Raw genomic sequence first — 19277 nt, 5'->3', positions numbered from 1 at the left:
TTCTCGATACATTGGCGAGTATGGCTGATACCCCGCTTGCCCTGTCTCGAATCGTTGCTCACGGACTGACTCGGCCCGGCGGCACCGTGCGCGAGGTCGTGCAGGCGCAGCTTGCCATGCAGGGGCAGGATCTGCCCGGCGTCATCGCGTCGATCGCGCTGCGCACCGGGGGAGCGGTGCAGGATGTGCTCGACGCGTTCGACCGTGGCGAGATCGTGCGCGCGTACCCTATGCGCGGAACCGTGTTCGCGATGGCTGCAGAGGATGCTCTGTGGGTGGGGGAACTGTGCAACGCTGCGCAGGTGCGTGCTCAGATCAAGCGTCGTGCCGCACTCGGCCTCAGCGACGGGTCGTTTGACATCGGCCGCCTCATTCTCGAGCGGGTCGCGTTCGAGGGTGTTCCGCGGGCCGAGCTGTTCGCCGAGTGGCAGAACGCGGGCATCGAGACCTCCGGCGGCCGCGGCTATCACATGCTCAGCCACTTCGTGCAGATCGGGGTGGCCAGCTACGGAAGCTGGAACGGGTCCGACAACAACGTGCATCTGGCGGAAGAGTGGCTGCCTGAGGGCTCCGGGCTGGAAGGTCGATTCAACGGGGACCGTGTGGCTGCCGCCACCGAGCTGCTGGGGCGGTACTTTGCCTCGCATGGGCCTGCGAGCATCCGCGATGCCGCATGGTGGACCAAGCTGCCGCTCAAGCTCCTTCGGGAGGCCGCAGAGGGTCTGGGTGATTCAATCGAACGCGTCGAGACCGACGGCGAGACGCTGTACCAGCGGGCTGGCCTGGCCGACGAGATCGCGGAGGAGGGCAAGATTGCTCGAGAGCCGCGTTTGATTCCCGGATTCGATGAGCTCATGCTCGGGTATCCCGACCGCTCGTACATGGCGGGCGAGGAGCACCTCGACAAACTCGCTCCTGGCAACAACGGCGTGTTCAAGCCGACGGCGATCGCCGGCGGTGCCGTGCAGGGCACATGGAAGCGCGCAGGTCGTCCTGGCAAGCGATCATTTGTGCTTGCGCCGTGGCGGGCGGTCTCAGACACGCGGATGCGCGGATTCGAGCGGGCGTTCGCGGCGTTCCCGTTTGCGAGCGAATGAAGGAGCATGATGGCGACGTTTGAGATCAATCGGTCACTGCGAGGCGCGGAGGCGTTCAAGGCGACGGTCGAGGCTGCGAAGTACAAGCAGGAAGGCGACTACTTCGTCTTCTACGCGGATGCCTCAGGCACGAAGAAAGTGCTGACCGTGAAGGCCGAAGTCGTCGTCACGATCGACACGGCCACGGATCGGTAGACCCGCTGTGCCAGACGACTTGGTGCTCGAGCGCTGGTTCGATGCTGGAGCTGACGCTGTGTGGTCGCACCTGACAGACGTCACACGGCTGGACGAGTGGCTCGGGCATCCGCTCGAGAGTGCACCTGCGGTCGGGGGAGTCATGTCGATCGACCACGGTGGCGGGTACATCTGCACGTCGGTCATCGAGAATTGCGATACTGAGCAAAGGTCGCTGATCGTGAGTTGGAGCTTTCCTGACGAGCCGCAGACCCGTGTGAGCGTGCAGGTGGCGTCAATGGGCTCGTGTGCACAGAGCCGGTTGACGCTGCGACATGCAGGCCTGGGGGACTTGCGCGACGAGTACGCGCACGGCTGGGCAACGCATCTGGCGTACTTCGAGGCGTCGTTGGGAGGGCTGCCACTCGACTTGGCTGAGTTCTGGAGCGTGCACGCAGCGTTGGCGGCGTCAGTGACGGAAGTTCGCGCCGGCGATGCGGGATGAGCGGGCTGCTCGAGGGGAGAGGCCGGGTGCGCTTCTGGTGCTGTGTTCAGTGTTCCTGCCGGACGCTGATGCGTTCGAGCAGCTCCAGGCTGTCGTTCATCGACTGCAGCACAGAGTTGGAACCGTGGATCCAAGCTCCGCCGTCGCGCAGGGTTCGGCGCAGATCCTCCGGCAGTGCGCTGAAGTCGAATGTCTCGGTGACGACAGTGGTGTTGCCGTCCTCTGGCGTCAGGGTGTATCCCCAGCTGTAGCCCGCAGGAATGCCGACGTTGGCGGGCTCGTTGCCCTTGGCACGCGAAGTGTCGCCAGGAGCAGGTTGCCAGGATATGCGCCGGCCCGGCTCAAACTCGACGACATGGTTGATCATCAGGTAGTCGTCGCCGAGACGATGCATCTGCATGGTGAACGTGTCGCCCACCTTCGTGATGAGCTGGTCGACGAGGGTGCCTCGGAGCATATTGGAGCCATCGATGTCCACGTGACGCCGTGGAGTTGCCAAGATGCTGAAAATGATGCTCGCCGGTGCTGCAATGCGGCGTGTGGCTTTGATTGCGTTGCTCGCTTCTGTCACAGTCCGGTCCTTTCTGTCGCTCGCACCAGCAGTTCATCCTGTCAGACGATGAGGGGAGGGCTGGGGCTCGCGCGGTGGGCCGGCAGGAAACGTGACCTGACATAATGTGCATTATCGGCGTTTTGTCGATCTGCCAGAAGTAGTGTTGCACCATGGATGATCTTGAGCCGCGCCACGTCGACATCGACTGGTCTGACGCACGCGCTGCGAACCAGCTGAACTGGAACGATCGAGCGTCGCTGCACGAGGAAGCGTATGGCATCGAACGCTATGCGAATGACCGTGAGCTGATCTCTGGCGTCGTTCGCGAAGATGCTCCCGTGCTGTCGCAGCATCTGAATGCTGGGCTCTCTAGTCTCGACCTGCTGCACCTGCAGTGTCACATCGGAACAGACACGATTTCGCTGGCACGTCTCGGAGCGCGTGTCACCGGCCTCGACTTCTCGCCCGCTTCGCTAGAGGTGGCCAAGCGTCTCGCTATTGAAGCTGACATAACGGCTGACTGGGTTGAGGCTGACGTGCTGGACGCCCGCCAGGCCGTCTCGGGCGACTTTGATGTCGTCTACACGAGCATCGGCACGATCATCTGGCTCCCCGATCTTGATCGCTGGGCGCAGCAGATTGCTGCACTGCTTCGAACTAATGGAGTATTCTTCATTCGAGACGGGCATCCGATGATGTACGCGCTCGACGAAGAGGCGCCCGACCTGACGCTGCGCTGGGGCTACTTCCCCACCGGTCAGGCTCAGACGTGGGACGACGAGACTACATACGCGGGCGACGGAAAAGTCGAGCACACCAGAACCTACGAATGGCCGCATCCGATCTCGGAGATCATCACGGCGCTGCTTCGCGCGGGGCTCGTCATCGAGCGCCTCGATGAAGGGCAGACGCTCCCCTGGCGATTCTCGCCGCGCATGGTCGAGCTCGAGGACGGCGACTTCGCCTGGCCAGACTCCGAGCGCAGCATCGTGCCCTGCACGTTCACGATCGTGGCACGCAAGCCCTGACTGAACTCCAAAAGGAGATCAGAATTGCCGGAGCTGTTTGAAAGGGAGGTGAATCCCCCGAATATCGCCAATGGGAGCTGTAGGGGCTCTCATTGGAGGTCTCAGCTCCTTTTCGGGTCGCACGGTCAAAACTGAACTCCCTTTGGAGTTCAGCTCGCTACTGGCCCACGTACTTGGCGAGGTGCTGGCTCGTCAGTGTGCGCGCATCCGCCACGAGCTCAGCAGGCGACCCCGTGAAGATCACGCGTCCGCCGTCGTGCCCGGCGCCCGGGCCCATGTCGATGACCCAGTCGGCGTGTGCCATGACCGCCTGATGATGCTCGATCACGATGACCGTCTTACCGCTGTCGACCAGCCGGTCGAGCAGCTCGAGCAGCCCGCGGACGTCGGCGAGATGCAGCCCGGTCGTCGGCTCATCGAGCACGAACACGCCGCCCTTGTCACCCATGTGCGTCGCAAGCTTGAGCCGCTGCCGCTCTCCGCCTGACAGCGTCGTGAGGGGCTGGCCGATCGTCAGATACCCGAGCCCCACATCGCGCAGGTGCGTCAGGATGCGCGCGGCAGCCGGGATCTTCGAATCTGCGGACGAGTAGAACTCAAGGGCGTCGTCGACCGAGAGCGACAGCACCTCGTCGATGCTGCGGCCGCTGAACGTGAAGTCGAGCACCTCGGCGAGGAACCGGCGGCCGTCGCAGACCGTGCACGTCGTCGACACTCCCCTGGCGATGGCGTAGTCGCTGTAGATGACGCCGGCACCCTTGCAGTTTGGACAGGCGCCCTCGGAGTTCGGGCTGAACAGGGCGGGCTTCACGTCGTTGGCCTTGGCGAACGCCTTGCGGATGTGATCGAGCAGCCCCGTGTACGTCGACGGGTTCGAGCGCCGAGACCCCTTGATCGCGCCCTGGTCGACGAACACGACGTCGTCATGATGGGCAAGTGAGCTGTTGATCAGCGAGCTCTTGCCGCTGCCGGCGACTCCGGTCACGGCCGTGAGCACACCGAGGGGCACATCGACGTCGACCTGCTGCAGGTTGTTCGTGGCTGCTCCGCGAATCTCGATCGCCGACGACCACGGGCGCACCTCGCGCTTCAGCTGCACACGAGTGTCGAGGTGGCGGCCGGTTGCGGTGTCGCTCGCGCGCAGCGCCTCGACGGTGCCCTCGAAGGTGACGGTGCCGCCGGCGGATCCCGGCCCCGGCCCGATGTCGACCACGTGGTCGGCAATGGCGATCGTCTCGGGTTTGTGCTCGACGACGAGCACGGTGTTGCCCTTGTCGCGCAGCTCTTCGAGCAGCGCGTTCATCTTGTCGATGTCGTGCGGGTGCAGCCCGGTGGTCGGCTCGTCGAAGACGTAGGTCACGTCGGTCAGCGCCGAGCCCAAGTGACGCACCATCTTGGTTCGCTGCGCCTCGCCGCCGCTGAGGGTTCCGCTCGCACGGTCGAGGGCGAGATAGCCCAGGCCGATGCCCACGAACGAGTCGAGCAGCTCCTGCAGCGGGGCGAGCAGGCCCGCGGCTGACGGCTCGTCGAGCTCGCGCACCCATTCGGCCAGGTCTGACACCTGCATGGCGCACAGGTCGGCGATGCTCCTGCCGTCGATCTTCGATGACCTGGCCAGATCGCTCAGGCGCGTGCCATCGCACGCCGGGCACTGCTGGAACGCCACCGCACGGTCGACGAAGGCGCGGATGTGCTTCTGCATCGACTCGCGGTCCTTCTGCAGAAACGATTTCTGGATCTTCGGCACGAGACCCTCGTAGGTGATGTTCATGCCGTTGAACTTCACTTTGGTCGGCTCTTTGTGCAGCAGGTCGTGACGCTCCTGCTCGCTGTAGTCGCGAATCCGCTTGTCTGGGTCGAAGAATCCCGACTCGACGATCATCTTCTCGTTCCAGCCGCCCGGGTTGTATCCCGGAATCGAGAATGCGCCCTCTGCCAGAGACTTCTCGTCGTCGAACAGCTGCGTCAGATCGAGGTCGGAGACTTCGCCCATGCCTTCGCACTCGGGGCACATACCGCCGATGATCTCGAAGTCGCGGCGCTCCTTCGTGCCCTTTTTCTCGCCGGTGGCGATGGTCACAGCCCCTGCGCCGCTGACCGAGGCGACGTTGAACGAGAACGCCTGCGACCCTCCGACATGCGGATGCCCGAGTCGAGAGAACAGGATGCGCAGCATCGCGTTCGCGTCAGTGACGGTTCCGACGGTCGAGCGCGAGTTCGCGCCGAGCCGCTCCTGGTCGACGATGATCGCGGTCGTCAGGCCCTCGAGCCGGTCGACGTCTGGCCTGCCCAGCGCAGGCATGAAGCCCTGCAGGAACGCGCTGTAGGTCTCGTTGATCATCCGCTGCGACTCGGTCGCGATCGTGCCGAACACGAGCGAGCTCTTACCCGACCCCGACACACCGGTGAACACCGTGAGGCGCCGCTTCGGAAGGTCGAGAGAGACGTCTTTCAGGTTGTTCTCGCGAGCCCCGATGACGCGGATGCGGTCGTGCTGGTCAGCAGGATGCATCAGCGGTCGTCGGTGCCGCCGTCGGTGTCGGCCTCATCGTTGGGTGAGCCGTGGCTCATCGCCTCGCGGCTGCTCTCGGTGGAGTCGGCTCGCTTGCGCCTGCCCACGAAGAACAGCGCTGCGCCCGCCACTACGACGAGCACGGCAATCAGAATGAACACCCACGACGCGATGTCGGTCGCTGCCTCCGGAAGAATCGTCATGGCCAAAGCCTAGTGTCTGCCGGTGCCCTGTGCGCTACCTCTCGCCGGCAACAGGAAGCCTGCGATCCCACCAGTCCATCACGTGCGCGAACCGCTCGACGCGGTGCCTCGGCTGGCCGCCGCGTGTCAGCTCGTGGTTCTCGCCGGGGAACACCAGCAGCTCGGCGTCGACGCCGTTGCGCCGCAGGGCCGCGTAGTACCGCTGGGCCTGTTCGAGCGGGCATCGGAAGTCGAGCTCGGAGTGCACGACGAGGGTCGGCGTGCGCACCTGGTCGACAACCGCCATAGGCGACTGCGTCAGCGTGTGCTCGGCGTCGTAGCCCGTGTACTCCTCGCTGAAGAACGAGCCGATGTCGCTCGTGCCGATGAACGCTGCCGGGTCGAGGTAGCCGCGCTCGACGAGTGCCGCGGTGAAGCGGTGGTCGTGTGCGATCGTCCACGCGGTCAGGTATCCGCCGTACGAGCCGCCCATGACGCCCATGCGCTGGCCGTCGAGCTCGGGATGAGCCTGCAGCGCGCCTTCGAGGAAGTCGAGCACGTCGGTGAGGTCGACCGTGCCCATCGCCTCCTTGATGGCTGCTCCGTGCTCGCGGCCGTAGCCGCTGGAGCCGCGGGGGTTGCACTGCACGACCGCGTAGCCGGCTTCGACCGCGATCTGCGCCTCGTCGAACACGTGCACGCCGTACTGCGCGAACGGGCCGCCGTGGATGTTGAGCAGCACCGGGTGCGGCCCGGGGCCCTCAGGAACCCACACCCACCCGTGCACCGAGCCGCCGTCGCGGTTGGCGATGTCGTGCTCGGTGGGGCTGACGAGACCTGTGGCCTGCAGCGCGGCGCCGAAGTCGGTGAGGGGCGACCATGCGCCGTCTGCGACGAGGCCGAGCTCGCCGTATGACGTCGGCGTCTGTGCCGAGGCAACGATCGTGTCGCCTGCGACGGCCGCCGAGGTGATCTCCTGATCCGAGTCGGTCAGCGTCTCGACGCTGTCGCGGGTCACGCGAACGAGCTGCACGCGGCCGCGAGTGCGACGCAGGGCGAGCACGCCGCCGTCGATCGCGACGAGACGCGAGCCCGGGTCGCCGAAGTCGTGCGTGTCGGGGTCGGTCAGCAGTCGAGCGGTGCCGTCTTCAACGACGTACACGCTGGTGGACTGTGCGACGAAGTCACGGCCGCTCTCCCCGACCGTGCTGGCGAGCAGCCACACCGAGCCGTCAGTCTCGATCGCTCCGCCGATGCTGAGGTTCGCGTCGACTCCGACGAGGTCGCGAGGCTCAGCCCCTGGCGCGTCGGCGTCGATGACGACGAGTGAGGCGCGAAGGTCGTCGTCGCGCGACTCGTGGCGGTCGGTGATCGCGAGGATGCCTGCTGCTGACCAGTCGCAGAGCGCGTAGTCGACGGAACCGCGGGTGAGCTGCACCGCAGTGTCGAGGCTGACCTCGTCGGGCGTCGAGCCGTCAGGCCTGGGTGCCGACTCGGCTGCGGGCGCAGCGCTGAGCACAGCATCGAGGTCGAGCTGCTGCACGAACACATGGGTGTGCGCGTCGTCGACATACCCGAGTCCGTTGCCGAGGTAGCGTATCGTCGTGATGTGCCGCGGCGACTGCGCCTCGGGGCCGAGGCCCTTGACCGAGTCGCCCCTCCCCTGCTCGCTGATGCGAACCTGCAGCGCGAGGCGGGTGCCGTCGGCCGAGAGGCGGAACGACTGCACGCCGTGCTTCACGTGCGTGACCTGTGCGGCTTCGCCTCCTGCCAGTGGCAGTGCGAACACCTGCTGCTTGCCGTCGGCTTCGCGCAGGAAGAGCACCGAGGACTCGTCGCGCGACAGCGCCGGTGCCGAGTCGCCGAGGCCCCGGGTCAGCGGCGTGCGCGATCCGTCAGCGAGGTCGACCCGCCACAGGCGGCTGAGTGACTTGTTGGCGTCGAGAGACGGATGCGCGGCTGCGACGATCGCGACGCTCGCGTCCGCAGGCACCGCCGGTGCCGACAGCGCAACCAGGTGCTCGATGTCTTCGGCGCGCATCAGACTGCGAACCCGGAGACGTCGCCGACGAGTCGGGTGTTCTCAGCCGGCACCGGCTCGACGGCGGCGCGGGCGACCTCTGCGGCGAACTCGGAGACGTTGTAGAGCTTGCCGGCCGACTCGCGGCGGGACTCGATCGCGCCGGGACGAGCGCGTTCGAGCAGCGTCGCAGTGATCGTTCCCTCGATCATGTCGCCGGAGACGACGACGAACTCGATGCCGCGCTCTGCGAGCTGCGGGATCATCGCGCGGAGGGCGTCTTCGCCGGCCCGCTTCGTCTTGGCGACCTGCTCGTATTCGGGCATCGTCGGCGTCGTGTTGATGAAGTGCGCCTGGTGGCTCGTGACGTAGACGACCCGTGCTCCGTCGCGCAGCGCGGGCAGCGCAGCTGTCAGGAGCGACACCTGGGCGTCGCGGTTGAGTCGCATCGCGTAGTCCTCGCCGAGGCCGGCCTCCATGCCGCCCGAAGCGTTCATGACCAGGATGTCGAGCTCGCCGAGCTGCTCGCGAACCGTCGCGAACATCGCGTCGACGCTCGCCGCATCCGTCAGATCTCCCTGCACCGTGACGGCTTCGACGCCGTGCTCGCGTGCGGCAGCCGCCACTTTCTCTGCTCGCGGCGCCTTCTGCCGGTAGTTGATGACGACGTTCGCGCCTGCTTCAGCGAGGTATCCGACAGTGTCTGCGCCGATGCCGCGGCTGGAGCCGGTCACGAGTGCGTTCTTGCCTGCGAGTGTTCCGGGTTCGAGTACGTGGGTCACGTGAAGTCCTTTCGTGCTGCGACGAGCCTACTCTGCACGAGATTCGCTGCCGTTGCTTGTTAGACTGCAGTCAGGCCGAAGGAGATTGTGTGGACGTCTGGACATGGGCATGGGTTGTTTGGCTCGTCATCGCGCTTGTTTTCCTGATCATCGAGATGCTCACTCTTGAGTTCACGTTCCTGATGCTCGGTCTCGGCTCCGTCGGAGGGCTGCTCTCGTCGCTCACCGGACTTCCATGGTGGGCACAGGTCATCATCGCCGGAGCAGTGGCGTGTCTGCTGCTGTTCTTGGTGCGCCCGGTGCTGCTCAAGCGGCTCCACGACTCCAGTGATCCGGTGAAGCTCAACGTCGCAGGCCTCGTCGGCATGCAGGGCGAAGTCACCAAGCCGTTCAGCCGCGGCCGCGGCCGCGTGCGCCTCACCAACGGCGACGACTGGTCGGCGCGCCTCTCCCCCAACACTCAGCCCCGCGACCCCGATGTCGGCGAGCGCGTCGTCGTCACCGCCATCGAAGGCGCAACGGCTGTCATCATCCCCACGCAGCGTTAGAACCAGAACGTCAAGGCCCTCAGAAAGGACCAACCAATGAACGATCCAGGCTCATTCTTCGGAGTGGCGATCGGCGGCATCGTGCTGCTGCTCTTCGTCATCTTCATCCTCGTCGCGATCTTCAGGGCGATTCGCATCGTCAAGCAGGGATACACCGGCATCGTCGAGCGATTCGGCAAGTTCCACAAAGTGCTCGAGCCCGGCCTGAACTTCCTCGTGCCCTTCATCGACCGCGAGGCCTACTCGATCGACATGCGCGAGCAGGTGCGCTCGTTCCCGCCGCAGCCCGTGATCACCGAGGACAACCTCGTGGTCTCGATCGACACCGTCGTCTACTTCCAGGTCACCGAGCCCCGCTCGGCAACCTATGAGATCGCAAACTACCTCGCCGCCGTCGAGCAGCTCACCACCACGACGCTGCGAAACGTCGTCGGTGGCATGAACCTCGAGGCAGCGCTCACCAGCCGTGACACGATCAACAGCCGCCTGCGCGGCGAGCTCGACCAGGCCACCGGCAAGTGGGGCCTGCGAGTCAGCCGTGTCGAGCTGAAGGCGATCGACCCGCCCGTCTCGATCCAGGACTCCATGGAGAAGCAGATGCGCGCAGAGCGTGACCGTCGTGCTGCCATTCTGACCGCAGAGGGCTCGAAGCAGTCGCAGATCCTCGAGGCAGAGGGCCTCCGCCAGTCCGAGATCCTCCGCGCCGAGGGTGAAGCAAAGGCCCAGGTGCTTCGCGCCAAGGGTGACGCCGAGGCACAGATCCTGCTGGCCAAGGGTGAGTCGCAGGCCATCGAGCGCGTGTTCGAGGCCATCCACGCCGGTGACGCCGACAACAAGCTGCTGGCCTACCAGTACCTGCAGACGCTGCCGAAGCTGGCAGAGGGCGACGCCAACAAGCTCTGGATCATCCCGTCAGAGCTCACCGACGCCCTGCAGCAGATCGGAACCGGATTCTTCGAGGGCAAGGCAGAGGTGCCCTACAAGCGCACCCGTGTCGAGCGCAGCGATCGCGAAGAGAAGTCGATCCTCGACGAGAACTTCGAATCCGACTCCGTGAACGACGTCGAGGTGCCCTCCATCGCAGACACGCTGCGCTCGAGCGGCATCGACCCGAAGGACGCCGGAGCCGAGCAGACAATCAGCTCTGACACCTCACTCGCAGACGAGACGCCCGGCGCCGGCTACGAAGACGCCGTGCAGACGGTCCGCGAGGAGATGCCGGGCCGCGACCCGCAGGCTGCAAGCGAGCAGGTCACCGGCGACGCCATCCCGAGCGGCGAAGAGATCGACCCGCAGCTTCCCGACAGTGCCGCATACCCCGACACTGACCAGGGCGGCTTCAACCAGCAGAACCCCGACCAGAACAGGTAAGCCGATGCGCCAGGGATTCCTCCCGGCACAGCTTCCGCCACCTCGAGCGCTGGCCCATCGCGGGCTGGCGCTCGAGGCGCCTGAGAACTCGATGGTGGCCTTCGCCGCTGCTGTGGCCGAGGGTGCCGACTACCTCGAGACAGATGTGCACGCCTCGCGTGACGGCATCGCTGTCGTGTCGCACGACCCCACGCTCGAGCGCACAGCAGGACTCGACGTCGAGGTGCGCAGCTTCCTCTGGAGTGAGCTGCGGGATGTCGACCTGGGCGACGACCAGACGATCCCGCGCCTTGATGACGTGCTGCGGGCCTTCCCCGACACGCGCTTCAACATCGACTTGAAGTCTGACGACGTCGTCGAGCCTGCCGTGCACGCCGTTCGGTCAGCCGGCGCCGTCGACAGGGTCCTGCTGACGAGCTTCGACGAAGGACGCCGCCGACGTGCAGCCGCTCTGCTTCCTGGGGTGGCGACCAGCGCATCCCGCTCCACCGTGATCCGTGCGATCATCGCGTCGCTGCTCGGCTCGTCAGCGCTCATGCGCTTTGTGCTGCGCAATGTCGTCGCGCTGCAGGTGCCGCTGCGTCACGGACCGATCAAGGTGCTGACGCCCCGCATGATCCGACTCGTGCACAAGGCGGGCAGAGAGGTGCACGTCTGGACGATCAACGACGCCCGAGTCATGCACAAGCTGCTCGACTCAGGCGTTGACGGCATCGTCACCGATCGGATTGACCGCGCTCTCGAGGTTTTGCGCGAACGCCGCGCACACCCCAGCGCGTGACTTTGGCGCCGGCGCTCAGCACGTCGCCCATCCGCATCTTCGACTTGCCGATCGAGCGCTCGACGTAGTCGATCGGAAGCTCGGCGATGCGACCGCCCGCCTGCGCGACGCGCGTGACCATCTCGATCTGGAACGCGTACGCCTCAGAGCGGATGCGGTCGAGCGGCAGGCTGCGCAGGATCGACACCGAGTAGACGCGGGTGGCGCTTGTGAGGTCACGCACGCTGGTGCCCAGCAGCGATCGCGAGTAGAGATTGCCCACCCACGAGCTCGCCCTGCGGCGCCCGGCCATGTTGCGCACATCGGCTCCGGGAACCCAGCGCGAGCCGATCACCAGGTCGAGCGACTCCGACTGCGCGGCCTGCAGGAGGTCGTTGAGGGTGCCGAGGTCATACGAGCCGTCGGCGTCGACGGTCACGACGTGCTTGTACGTCTTCGCATCGATTGCGTGGCGGAAGGCGTGCAGGATCGCAGAGGCGAATCCGCGCTCCTGACGGTGCACGACAGAGACAGAAGCGTCGTCTGCGGCCAGCTTGTCGGCGAGCTGGCTCGTGCCGTCGCTCGAGGCATCATCGATGATCAGCACGTCTGCGTGCGGGATCTGCTGGCGCACACGCCCCACGGTGCGGGCGAGGTTGTCGACCTCGTTGAGCGTGGGCATCACCACGAGGATGTCAGACACTTCGGTTTCCCCTCTTCGGGTTCAGGATCATTGCGGTCAGCAGAGTCAGCAGACCCAGAATCGGAAGGGCCCAGTCGACGATGCTACCGAATCGGGCCGCCGGAGTGATGGTGCTCGAGGTGGGAAGGTCATGCGACATGACGCCAGGCTCATACTGCGGCAGCTGCTCGACGACCGTGCCGTCGGGCAGGATCATCGCGCTGGTGCCCACCGTCGAGATGTTGACGGTCGAGCGGCCGAGCTCCTGCGCGCGCATCTGGGCGATCGCGAGCTGCTGCACGTTCTCTGCGCTGCCCTCGCCGAAGTCGGCGTTGTTCGTGGGCGCCAGGATGATCTGCGCGCCGTGCTCGGTGACCATCTCGCGCATGAGCGCGTCGTCGATGATGTCGAAGCAGATCGCGACGCCTGCCGTGAAGCCCGGTGTGTCGAAGGCGTTGGGCATCGTCGGATCGGTCGAGTAGTCGCGCGGGATCAGCTCGAGGAATCCCATCGCGTCGAGGATCGGCTCGAAGAAGTCGCGTGCCGGCAGGTACTCGGCGAACGGCACCGGGTGTCGCTTGTGATAGACGTCGATGGGCCCGCCGTCGGGCTCCCAGAGGATCGCGGAGTTGTAGTACTCCTCGCTCGTGCCGGTCACGGCGCCCACGACGACAGGGGCATCGGCGTCGTCCGCGATGTCAGAGATGAGCGCGCTTGCGCGGGGATCCTGCTGGGGATTGAACTCCCCCGCATTCTCTGGCAGAACCACAAGGTCGTAGCTGCCTTCGAGCTGCTGAGCTGCTTCGTAGTGCTCCTCGATGATCTGCCCCTGCGTGTACGGAGCGAGCAGGCCGGCCTCGCTGGCGCCCTGGACAGCCCCGATCCGCAGGGAGTCGTCGAGCTGCACCGGATACGCGGGCACGGCGACCAGTGCGATTGCGGCGACTGCACCGACGGTGATGCGCCTGCGCGCCTCCATGCGCCGCTGCACGATGAGCTGCACGACGAGGGCGGCAAGCCACATCAGCAGGAACGACAGGCCGGACACGCCGGTCCAGCTGACCGCGTCGCCCACGATGGTGCCCGACTGCGTGAATGCGAGACGACCCCACGAGAATCCGCCCCACGGCACGGTCGCGCTCAGCGTCTCGCGCATGACCATGATCGCGGCGACCGCGAACGGCACCCCGAGCAGCTGCCAGCCGCGTGACAGGCGCTGCTCGAGCACGCGATAGGCGAAGGCGATGCCCATGGCGCCGAGGGCGCGCCAGATGGTCATGAAGAGTCCGAGGGCGATCAGCGGCACAGGGCCCAGGTAGACCGTGACCCAGCTGATGTGCACGAACCAGAAGGCAGCGCCGCTGACGGCGCCGACGAGCAGCGCTGCCTTGAGCGTGCGGCCGCGCAGCGCCCAGAGCTCGCCGATCGTGGCCACGAGCACGAGCGGCCACCAGCCCAGCGGCTGGAACGCGGTCGTCAGCAGCAGGCCGGACGCCGCTGCGACTGCCAGGGCTGCCGGCAGCGGAAGCGGCTTGTCGAAGCGGAATCGCCGCTTGCTCGTCACGCCTGAGCGTGTGGTGCTGCGCTCGATCACGACGCCGCCCCTCCGTCTGTCACGACGCCGCGGTAGAGCGAGTCGGATGCGGCTCTCGCCGTCTTCGCAAGGGTCGGCTTGGCCACACTCGAGAGCTGGTCGAGCACATCGATCGTCTGCTTCACCCAGCGCACGAAGTCGCCTGCCGCCAGGTCGAGGTCGTCGAGGACGGTCTCGAGCGGGTAGCCCCGAGACCACCGGTGCACGCCCTGCGCGATGCCGGTCTGGGGCTCGATCGAGCCCGGCAGGCCATGCGCTCGTTCGAGCTCGTCGAGATTCGCCCAGAGATCTTGCATGCTCGCGAGTGCGGCTGGGAAGCCGCCCTTCGGCAGGTGCCGGTCGGCGAGCATGCCGTCGTCCCGACGAGCTTCGAAGACGAGTGTCGACACGAGCGCTGCGAGTTCGGCTGCGTCGAGGCCCGTCCAGATGCCGTGCCGGAGGGATTCTGCGACCAGCAGGTCGCGCTCGCCGTAGATGCGGCTGAGACGCTCGCCGTGCTCTGTGACGCGCACGGTGCCGTCGGCGTCTTCGATGTAGTGCAGCCCGAGCAGGATCTCGCTGATGCGGTCGAAGCGCTCGGCGATCTGACCTGTGCGACGTCGGATCTGACGCTCGGACTTCTCGATCTGACGCCGGAGCTTCCAGTAGCGCTCGCCCCATCGGGCGTGCTTCTCGCGGTCGGGGCAGTGCGCGCACGGGTGCGACTTCAGCTTCTTCCGAAGGGACTTCAGGCGCTGCTGGATCCGCTCGTGGTCGCTGCGGCTGATGCCCTTGCGTGCGCCCTGCTTCTCGAGGTCGCTCGACTCGCGGCGCATGGATGCGTACTCGCGGAAGTCTCCGAGCTCGCAGGTGATCGACTCCTCGTAGCCGGCGAGCGACTGCCGCTGGTCCTGCACGCCGGCAGCGAGCGACACGACCGAGCGGTCGGCCTGGAACTGCGCGAAGCTGGTCTCGAGCACGTCGCGCGTGCCGTCGACGCCGAGCCGGTCGATGAGGTTGACGGCCATGTTGTACGTCGGCTTGAAGGCTGAGTTCAGCGGATACGAGCGCCGGGTGGCGAGAGAGGCGATCTCCTCGGGAGTCGTCTCGCCCGTCCAGGCTATGACCGCGTGCCCCTGGGTGTCGATGCCGCGTCTTCCGGCGCGGCCGGTCAGCTGGGTGTACTCCCCCGGCGTGATGCGCACGCGAGCCTGGCCGTTGAACTTCTCGAGCTGTTCAAGTACGACAGACCTGGCCGGCATGTTGATGCCCAGCGCAAGGGTCTCGGTCGCGAAGACGACTTTGATCAGGCGTCGCTGGAACAGCACCTCGACGACCTCTTTGAAGGCGGGGAGCATGCCGGCGTGGTGGGCGGCGACTCCGCGCTCGAGCCCTTCGCGCCACTCCCAGTAGCCGAGCACCGCGAGGTCTTCGTCAGGAAGGGCCTCGGTGCGCTCGTCGATGACGGCACGGATCTCAGCGCGATCCTCAGCAGTGGTGAGGCGGATGTCGAAGTCGAGCACCTGCTTGACCGCGGCGTCGCATCCGGCCCTTGAGAAGATGAACCAGATCGCAGGAAGGAGCTGCGCATCGTGCAGCAGCTTGACGGTGCGTGCCCGGTCGACCCGGCGATTCTGGCGCCTGGCGTGACCGCCTCGTCCGCGGTCGTCACGGCTTCTGCGGCTGCGGGAGTTGCGACCGCCGCGACGATGGCCGCTGTCGTATCCGCTCGATGAGCCGGCCACCGCATCCGTCAGCTCCCGGCTCGGCCGGTTCTGCCGCTCGGCCGCCGACGACTCGAACAGCTCGATGAGCCGGCCGCCGACGAGCACGTGCGAGTCGAGCGGAACGGGCCTGATCTCGGAGACGATCACACGCGTGTTGCCGCGCACCGCTTCGATCCAGTCGCCGAACTCCTCGGCGTTCGACACCGTCGCCGACAGCGACACGAGCCGCACGTGCTTGGGCAGGTGGATGATCACCTCTTCCCAGACGGGGCCGCGGAATCGGTCGCCGAGGAAGTGCACTTCGTCGAGCACGACGTATTCGAGGTCGCGCAGATCGCGGCCCTCGTAGAGCATGTTGCGCAGCACCTCGGTCGTCATGACCACGAGGCGTGCGTCGCCGTTGATCGAGACGTCGCCAGTCAGGAGGCCGACGTCGGCCGCGCCGTAGCGCTGCTGCAGCTCGCGGAACTTCTGGTTCGAGAGGGCCTTCATCGGCGTCGTGTAGAAGACCCTGCCGCTCGGAGCCTCCATCGTGCGATACATCGCGAACTCAGCCACGACGGTCTTGCCGGCGCCGGTCGGAGCCGCGACCAGCACTGAATGCTCGCGATCGAGCCATTCGCACGACTCCCGCTGGAACGGGTCGAGCGGAAAGCTCAGCGTCTTCTCGAAGGCATCGACCGCAACGGTCATGCGTCAGCCTGCTCGGCAGGGTCAGCCTGGCTCGCGGCCTGCGCCTCTTCTGCCCGTTCGGCTTCGTATGCCGCGTCTTCCTTTGCGCGCTTGCGGGCCCGACGCCGGTCATTCAGATACGCGATGCCTGCCGCCAGGAAGTAGAGGGCGAGGATCGGAACGCCGAGGATCACCATCGACATGATCTCGCCTGCCGGGGTCATCATGGCCGCGAACAGGGCGATCAGGATGACCGCCCAGCGCCAGGCCTTGATGATCGACTTGGCAGACAGGAAGTCGGCGAAGTTCAGCATGACGAGAACGACCGGCATGAGGAATGCCGCGCCGACGGCCAGGACGAGCTTCAGCGAGAACGAGAAGTACTCCTGTGCGCCGAGGAACTGCGTCGTCACGTCGGGCGCGAAGCCGACGAAGATCAGGATGATGCGCGGCAGGACGAACCAGCCGGTGGCGCAGCCCAGCAGGAACAGCGGGATGCTCGAGATGATGAAGCCCAGCAGATAGCGACGCTCGCGCTTCTTGAGGCCCGGGATGAAGAATGCGATGGTCTCGTAGAGCCAGATCGGGCTCGCGGCGACGATGCCGATGACGAAGCCGATCATCATCTTCAGGTTGAACGACTCCGTGACCTTCGTGATGTTGAGGTTGACGGTGTAGCCGCGCTCGCTCAGCTCGTCGAGCGGGCGTGCGAGGAGTTCGAGGATGTAGTCAGCAACGAAGAAGCCAGCGATCGCGAACACGCAGATGGCGAGCAACGCTATGGTCACTCGATTGCGCAGTTCTTTCAGGTGCGCTGCAAAGCCCATCCGGGCTTCGGGATTAGCGCGCGATCGACGCGCCACGTCTACTTCTGGTCAGCGCGGGACTGCGAGCTGGACGAGTCTGTGGAGTCGGTCGAGTCGCTCTCACTGTTCACGACGTCGGCTCCGCTGCCGTCTTTGTCGTCAGTCTTGACTTCTTTCTTGAGGATGCTGATCGACTGGCCGATGCCCTTGGCGAGCTGCGGCAGTCGGGTGGCACCGAAGACCAGAAGCACGATGAGGAGAATGATCCACCAGTGTGCTGCGAGGTTTCCTGCGAATCCGCCCATTGCGTCCGTTCCTTCCGGTTTCGGCCAGTCTAACGCATTGCGCTTGCGACCATGGAGGTGAGTCGCGCGACAGCGGACTCGGGCGCGATGACGCGCGCTCCCCCGCCCGTGGCCATGACGGCGCGGAGCACGGTCTCGAGGTTCCACACCGGAATGCTCAGTCGAGTCATGCCTGTTGTCGATACCTCAGCGTCGGGGACGAACGCCTGCAGCTGACGCGCGGAGACTGCGTCGGCTTCGACCTCGACCGACTCGATGGCCGCCTCCTGCTCGACTCTGATGAACCGCGCATCCGATGGAGCCCCGAAGATCTGGAGATCGGATGCCCGATCGAGTCTGAAAGTGCGCTCAGCCATGCGGTCGAGGTCGTAGGCCTGCACGAGGATGCGCTCGTCGTCTGCGATGACGATGCGGTCGGGGCGGATGTGCCGCTGCTCGGCTTCGGCAGAAGGCTTTCGGTAGCTGAACGAGAGGCACGCGCCCTCGCGGATGGCCGATCGCACGAGCCGCAGCTCGTCGCTGACCGGAAGCCCCTGCACCGCCATGGTCAGGTCGCCGCGGCCCATCGTGACGTCGCGGATCTTCGTGATCAGCTTTTCGATCCGCACGGCCTGGTCGGGCAGCGCACGGACCAGCATCTGCAGCCCTGTGATGATCACCGCCGCCTCGCGCGCCGTCAGCTTGACGGTGGCGTCCTGGAGCGCGGGGATGTCGCGCATCTCGATCAGGTCGTCGTCTTCGAAGGCGTCCCAGTTGAAGTCGAAGAACGTGGGGTCTCCGAGATCCTGCGGGAGGCCCGTCATGAAGATCCACTTCATGGTCTCGCGGATCCACTTCTCGCTGGACTCGAAGTGCGCTGCGGCTTCGGCGACGCTCACGATGCCTTCTGCCTTGCAGTAGTGCACGAGCGCGAACGCGGCTGTGACCCGTTCGTTGAGACTCTTATTCATCGCCGGCTCCTTCGTGCGTCACCGGCGCACCCGAGTGCATCGAGGCGATGCGCTGCAGGCGCTCGGCAACGGCGTCTCGCAGGCGCTCCGGCTCGAGGACGGTGACGTCGTTCGCGTAGCCCGTGAGCTCGTCTGCGAGCAGCTCGAGATCGGAGTAGTGCACGCTGAGCCGCGGGCCGTCTGCCGTGGTCGACTCACGACGGCGCAGCCGCATGTCGGCGTCGCTGCCGGGAACGACGGAGACGACGGCGGTCTGCTGCTGCCAGAGCTCGCGCAGATCGGCGAGTGCACTGTCGGCCGCTCCGACCGGCCGATCGAAGGCAGGCTCGTCGGCGTCGGGGTTCTCGATGACGATGTCGGAGAGGATGCGGCGCAGTAGGAACGTTCGCGGCGCCTCAGCCCACAGATCGCGCCCCGTGAACAGCCACCTGCCGTCGAAGTACACGACCGCCCACGCCTCGACGCGGCGCTCGCGTGCCTGCGACGAACCCGGTCGCTGGTAGTCGAATCGAACGACCTTCTGCGCGTCGCACGCATCTCGCAGCGCGCGCAGCGCCGGATCGATCGCGCGACCGGTCGCAGAGACGGGCGCCGACGTCATGCCCGAGAACTCGGGGTTGGCCCGCATCTTGATCTCGGCCATGCGCGAGTCGCTGTCTGTCGCCTCGCCCTGCCAGTACCGCAGCGCCGACGCGATCAGGAATCGCTCGTCGGAGTCGAACGACATCGCCTCGAGCGGCGCGATTGCCGAAGGGTCGATGCGGTAGCGCGTCTCCTTGTTGTCGATCTCGCCGTGCGGCAGAACAGTCTGGATCGTGAGCCCCGACTGTCGCAGCGCCTTCTTGTCGCGTTCGAACTTGCGATCGGTCGCGCTCTGCCGCTTAAGGTCGGGATCGTAGCCGTGGATGCGCGTGTAGAGCTCGTGCTTCGTCAGCCCCGTCTGCGTGTTGACGAGGGCGAGGAAGAGCGCCATATGGCGCTGCAGATGCTCGTTGGCCACGGTGCCCCCTTGAATCGGCTGCTGCCCTTG

19 protein-coding genes are annotated in these 19277 nt (G+C 65.9%); 7 read left to right on the top strand and 12 right to left on the bottom strand.

Going from position 1 to position 19277, the window contains the following annotated elements; all coding sequences use genetic code 11:
• Positions 1-20: 20 nt before the first annotated feature.
• From CZ674_RS06610 to CZ674_RS06600, 3 genes are read left to right on the top strand one after another with little or no spacing between them, the layout of a single operon-like run.
• Positions 21-1097, top strand: a complete 1077-nt coding sequence (locus CZ674_RS06610) for a winged helix DNA-binding domain-containing protein (RefSeq protein WP_086991724.1) — start codon at positions 21-23, stop codon at positions 1095-1097.
• A 6-nt stretch (positions 1098-1103) separates the two neighbouring features.
• Positions 1104-1292 carry a hypothetical protein gene (locus CZ674_RS06605; RefSeq protein WP_143244664.1) on the top strand — a complete coding sequence of 63 codons (189 nt, stop codon included), beginning with the start codon at positions 1104-1106 and terminating at the stop codon, positions 1290-1292.
• A gap of 7 nt (positions 1293-1299) precedes the next feature.
• Positions 1300-1776 carry an SRPBCC domain-containing protein gene (locus tag CZ674_RS06600; protein WP_159456918.1) on the top strand — a complete coding sequence of 159 codons (477 nt, stop codon included), beginning with the start codon at positions 1300-1302 and terminating at the stop codon, positions 1774-1776.
• 46 nt (positions 1777-1822) lie between these two features.
• Here CZ674_RS06600 and CZ674_RS06595 read toward each other — a convergent pair whose 3' ends face one another.
• Positions 1823-2347 (bottom strand): SRPBCC family protein, encoded by a 525-nt coding sequence (locus tag CZ674_RS06595; RefSeq protein WP_143244663.1) that lies wholly within the window; start codon positions 2345-2347, stop codon positions 1823-1825.
• Between the two features lie 152 nt (positions 2348-2499).
• Here CZ674_RS06595 and CZ674_RS06590 point away from each other — a divergent pair, with 152 nt between their 5' ends.
• Entirely contained in the window at positions 2500-3357 is an 858-nt protein-coding gene (locus CZ674_RS06590) for a class I SAM-dependent methyltransferase (RefSeq protein ID WP_086991720.1), read from the top strand.
• 157 nt (positions 3358-3514) lie between these two features.
• Here the strand turns inward: CZ674_RS06590 and CZ674_RS06585 are convergent, their stop codons facing one another.
• The 4 genes from CZ674_RS06585 to CZ674_RS06570 are packed head-to-tail and all read right to left on the bottom strand — an operon-like array spanning position 3515 to position 8853.
• A complete protein-coding gene (locus CZ674_RS06585; RefSeq protein WP_086991719.1) occupies positions 3515-5869 on the bottom strand; it encodes an ATP-binding cassette domain-containing protein in 2355 nt (784 codons plus the stop codon).
• Positions 5869-6072 carry an LPXTG cell wall anchor domain-containing protein gene (locus tag CZ674_RS06580; RefSeq protein ID WP_086991718.1) on the bottom strand — a complete coding sequence of 68 codons (204 nt, stop codon included), beginning with the start codon at positions 6070-6072 and terminating at the stop codon, positions 5869-5871. The genes CZ674_RS06585 and CZ674_RS06580 overlap by 1 nt, the downstream gene beginning before the upstream one ends.
• A 34-nt stretch (positions 6073-6106) precedes the next feature.
• On the bottom strand, positions 6107-8092 hold the full coding sequence (locus CZ674_RS06575) for a S9 family peptidase (RefSeq protein WP_086991717.1): 1986 nt from the start codon (positions 8090-8092) through the stop codon (positions 6107-6109).
• Positions 8092-8853, bottom strand: a complete 762-nt coding sequence (locus tag CZ674_RS06570) for an SDR family oxidoreductase (RefSeq protein ID WP_086991716.1) — start codon at positions 8851-8853, stop codon at positions 8092-8094. The genes CZ674_RS06575 and CZ674_RS06570 overlap by 1 nt, the downstream gene beginning before the upstream one ends.
• A gap of 89 nt (positions 8854-8942) precedes the next feature.
• Between CZ674_RS06570 and CZ674_RS06565 the strand changes: the two genes are divergently transcribed.
• The 3 genes from CZ674_RS06565 to CZ674_RS06555 are packed head-to-tail and all read left to right on the top strand — an operon-like array spanning position 8943 to position 11553.
• On the top strand, positions 8943-9401 hold the full coding sequence (locus CZ674_RS06565) for an NfeD family protein (RefSeq protein ID WP_234988468.1): 459 nt from the start codon (positions 8943-8945) through the stop codon (positions 9399-9401).
• A 36-nt stretch (positions 9402-9437) separates the two neighbouring features.
• On the top strand, positions 9438-10772 hold the full coding sequence (locus tag CZ674_RS06560; protein ID WP_086991715.1) for an SPFH domain-containing protein: 1335 nt from the start codon (positions 9438-9440) through the stop codon (positions 10770-10772).
• Between the two features lie 4 nt (positions 10773-10776).
• Entirely contained in the window at positions 10777-11553 is a 777-nt protein-coding gene (locus CZ674_RS06555; RefSeq protein ID WP_086991714.1) for a glycerophosphodiester phosphodiesterase, read from the top strand.
• Here CZ674_RS06555 and CZ674_RS06550 read toward each other — a convergent pair.
• From CZ674_RS06550 to CZ674_RS06520, 7 genes are read right to left on the bottom strand one after another with little or no spacing between them, the layout of a single operon-like run.
• Positions 11489-12235, bottom strand: a complete 747-nt coding sequence (locus CZ674_RS06550; protein ID WP_086991713.1) for a glycosyltransferase — start codon at positions 12233-12235, stop codon at positions 11489-11491. The two genes, CZ674_RS06555 and CZ674_RS06550, sit on opposite strands and share 65 nt — an antisense overlap.
• Positions 12228-13808 carry an apolipoprotein N-acyltransferase gene (lnt, locus tag CZ674_RS06545; protein WP_159456917.1) on the bottom strand — a complete coding sequence of 527 codons (1581 nt, stop codon included), beginning with the start codon at positions 13806-13808 and terminating at the stop codon, positions 12228-12230. The genes CZ674_RS06550 and lnt overlap by 8 nt, the downstream gene beginning before the upstream one ends.
• A complete protein-coding gene (locus CZ674_RS06540) occupies positions 13805-16207 on the bottom strand; it encodes a DEAD/DEAH box helicase (RefSeq protein ID WP_086991711.1) in 2403 nt (800 codons plus the stop codon). The genes lnt and CZ674_RS06540 overlap by 4 nt, the downstream gene beginning before the upstream one ends.
• A complete protein-coding gene (tatC, locus tag CZ674_RS06535; RefSeq protein WP_086991710.1) occupies positions 16204-17013 on the bottom strand; it encodes a twin-arginine translocase subunit TatC in 810 nt (269 codons plus the stop codon). Before tatC ends, CZ674_RS06540 begins: the two co-directional genes overlap by 4 nt.
• Positions 17014-17051: 38 nt before the next feature.
• Entirely contained in the window at positions 17052-17297 is a 246-nt protein-coding gene (locus tag CZ674_RS06530) for a twin-arginine translocase TatA/TatE family subunit (protein WP_086991709.1), read from the bottom strand.
• A 29-nt stretch (positions 17298-17326) separates the two neighbouring features.
• The gene (locus CZ674_RS06525) at positions 17327-18247 is read right to left on the bottom strand and encodes a helix-turn-helix transcriptional regulator (RefSeq protein WP_086991708.1); all 921 of its coding nucleotides are present in this window, start codon (positions 18245-18247) and stop codon (positions 17327-17329) included.
• The gene (locus tag CZ674_RS06520) at positions 18240-19247 is read right to left on the bottom strand and encodes a helix-turn-helix transcriptional regulator (protein WP_143244661.1); all 1008 of its coding nucleotides are present in this window, start codon (positions 19245-19247) and stop codon (positions 18240-18242) included. The genes CZ674_RS06525 and CZ674_RS06520 overlap by 8 nt, the downstream gene beginning before the upstream one ends.
• Positions 19248-19277: the final 30 nt, after the last annotated feature.

The sequence above is a fragment of the Agrococcus casei LMG 22410 genome (assembly GCF_900163565.1).
Taxonomy (GTDB): domain Bacteria; phylum Actinomycetota; class Actinomycetes; order Actinomycetales; family Microbacteriaceae; genus Agrococcus; species Agrococcus casei.
This window is presented reverse-complemented; position numbering and strand designations above follow the sequence as displayed.

Excerpts from the sequence above, each read along its gene's own strand:
- CZ674_RS06530 (WP_086991709.1), bottom strand. The coding sequence starts at position 17,297 with ATGGGCGGATTCGCAGGAAACCTCGCAGCACACTGGTGGATCATTCTC.
- CZ674_RS06560 (WP_086991715.1), top strand. The coding sequence starts at position 9,438 with ATGAACGATCCAGGCTCATTCTTCGGAGTGGCGATCGGCGGCATCGTG.
- CZ674_RS06525 (WP_086991708.1), bottom strand. The coding sequence starts at position 18,247 with ATGAATAAGAGTCTCAACGAACGGGTCACAGCCGCGTTCGCGCTCGTG.
- CZ674_RS06590 (WP_086991720.1), top strand. The coding sequence starts at position 2,500 with ATGGATGATCTTGAGCCGCGCCACGTCGACATCGACTGGTCTGACGCA.
- CZ674_RS06540 (WP_086991711.1), bottom strand. The coding sequence starts at position 16,207 with ATGACCGTTGCGGTCGATGCCTTCGAGAAGACGCTGAGCTTTCCGCTC.
- CZ674_RS06575 (WP_086991717.1), bottom strand. The coding sequence starts at position 8,092 with ATGCGCGCCGAAGACATCGAGCACCTGGTTGCGCTGTCGGCACCGGCG.
- CZ674_RS06580 (WP_086991718.1), bottom strand. The coding sequence starts at position 6,072 with ATGACGATTCTTCCGGAGGCAGCGACCGACATCGCGTCGTGGGTGTTC.
- CZ674_RS06555 (WP_086991714.1), top strand. The coding sequence starts at position 10,777 with ATGCGCCAGGGATTCCTCCCGGCACAGCTTCCGCCACCTCGAGCGCTG.
- CZ674_RS06610 (WP_086991724.1), top strand. The coding sequence starts at position 21 with ATGGCTGATACCCCGCTTGCCCTGTCTCGAATCGTTGCTCACGGACTG.
- tatC (WP_086991710.1), bottom strand. The coding sequence starts at position 17,013 with ATGGGCTTTGCAGCGCACCTGAAAGAACTGCGCAATCGAGTGACCATA.
- CZ674_RS06585 (WP_086991719.1), bottom strand. The coding sequence starts at position 5,869 with ATGCATCCTGCTGACCAGCACGACCGCATCCGCGTCATCGGGGCTCGC.
- CZ674_RS06605 (WP_143244664.1), top strand. The coding sequence starts at position 1,104 with ATGATGGCGACGTTTGAGATCAATCGGTCACTGCGAGGCGCGGAGGCG.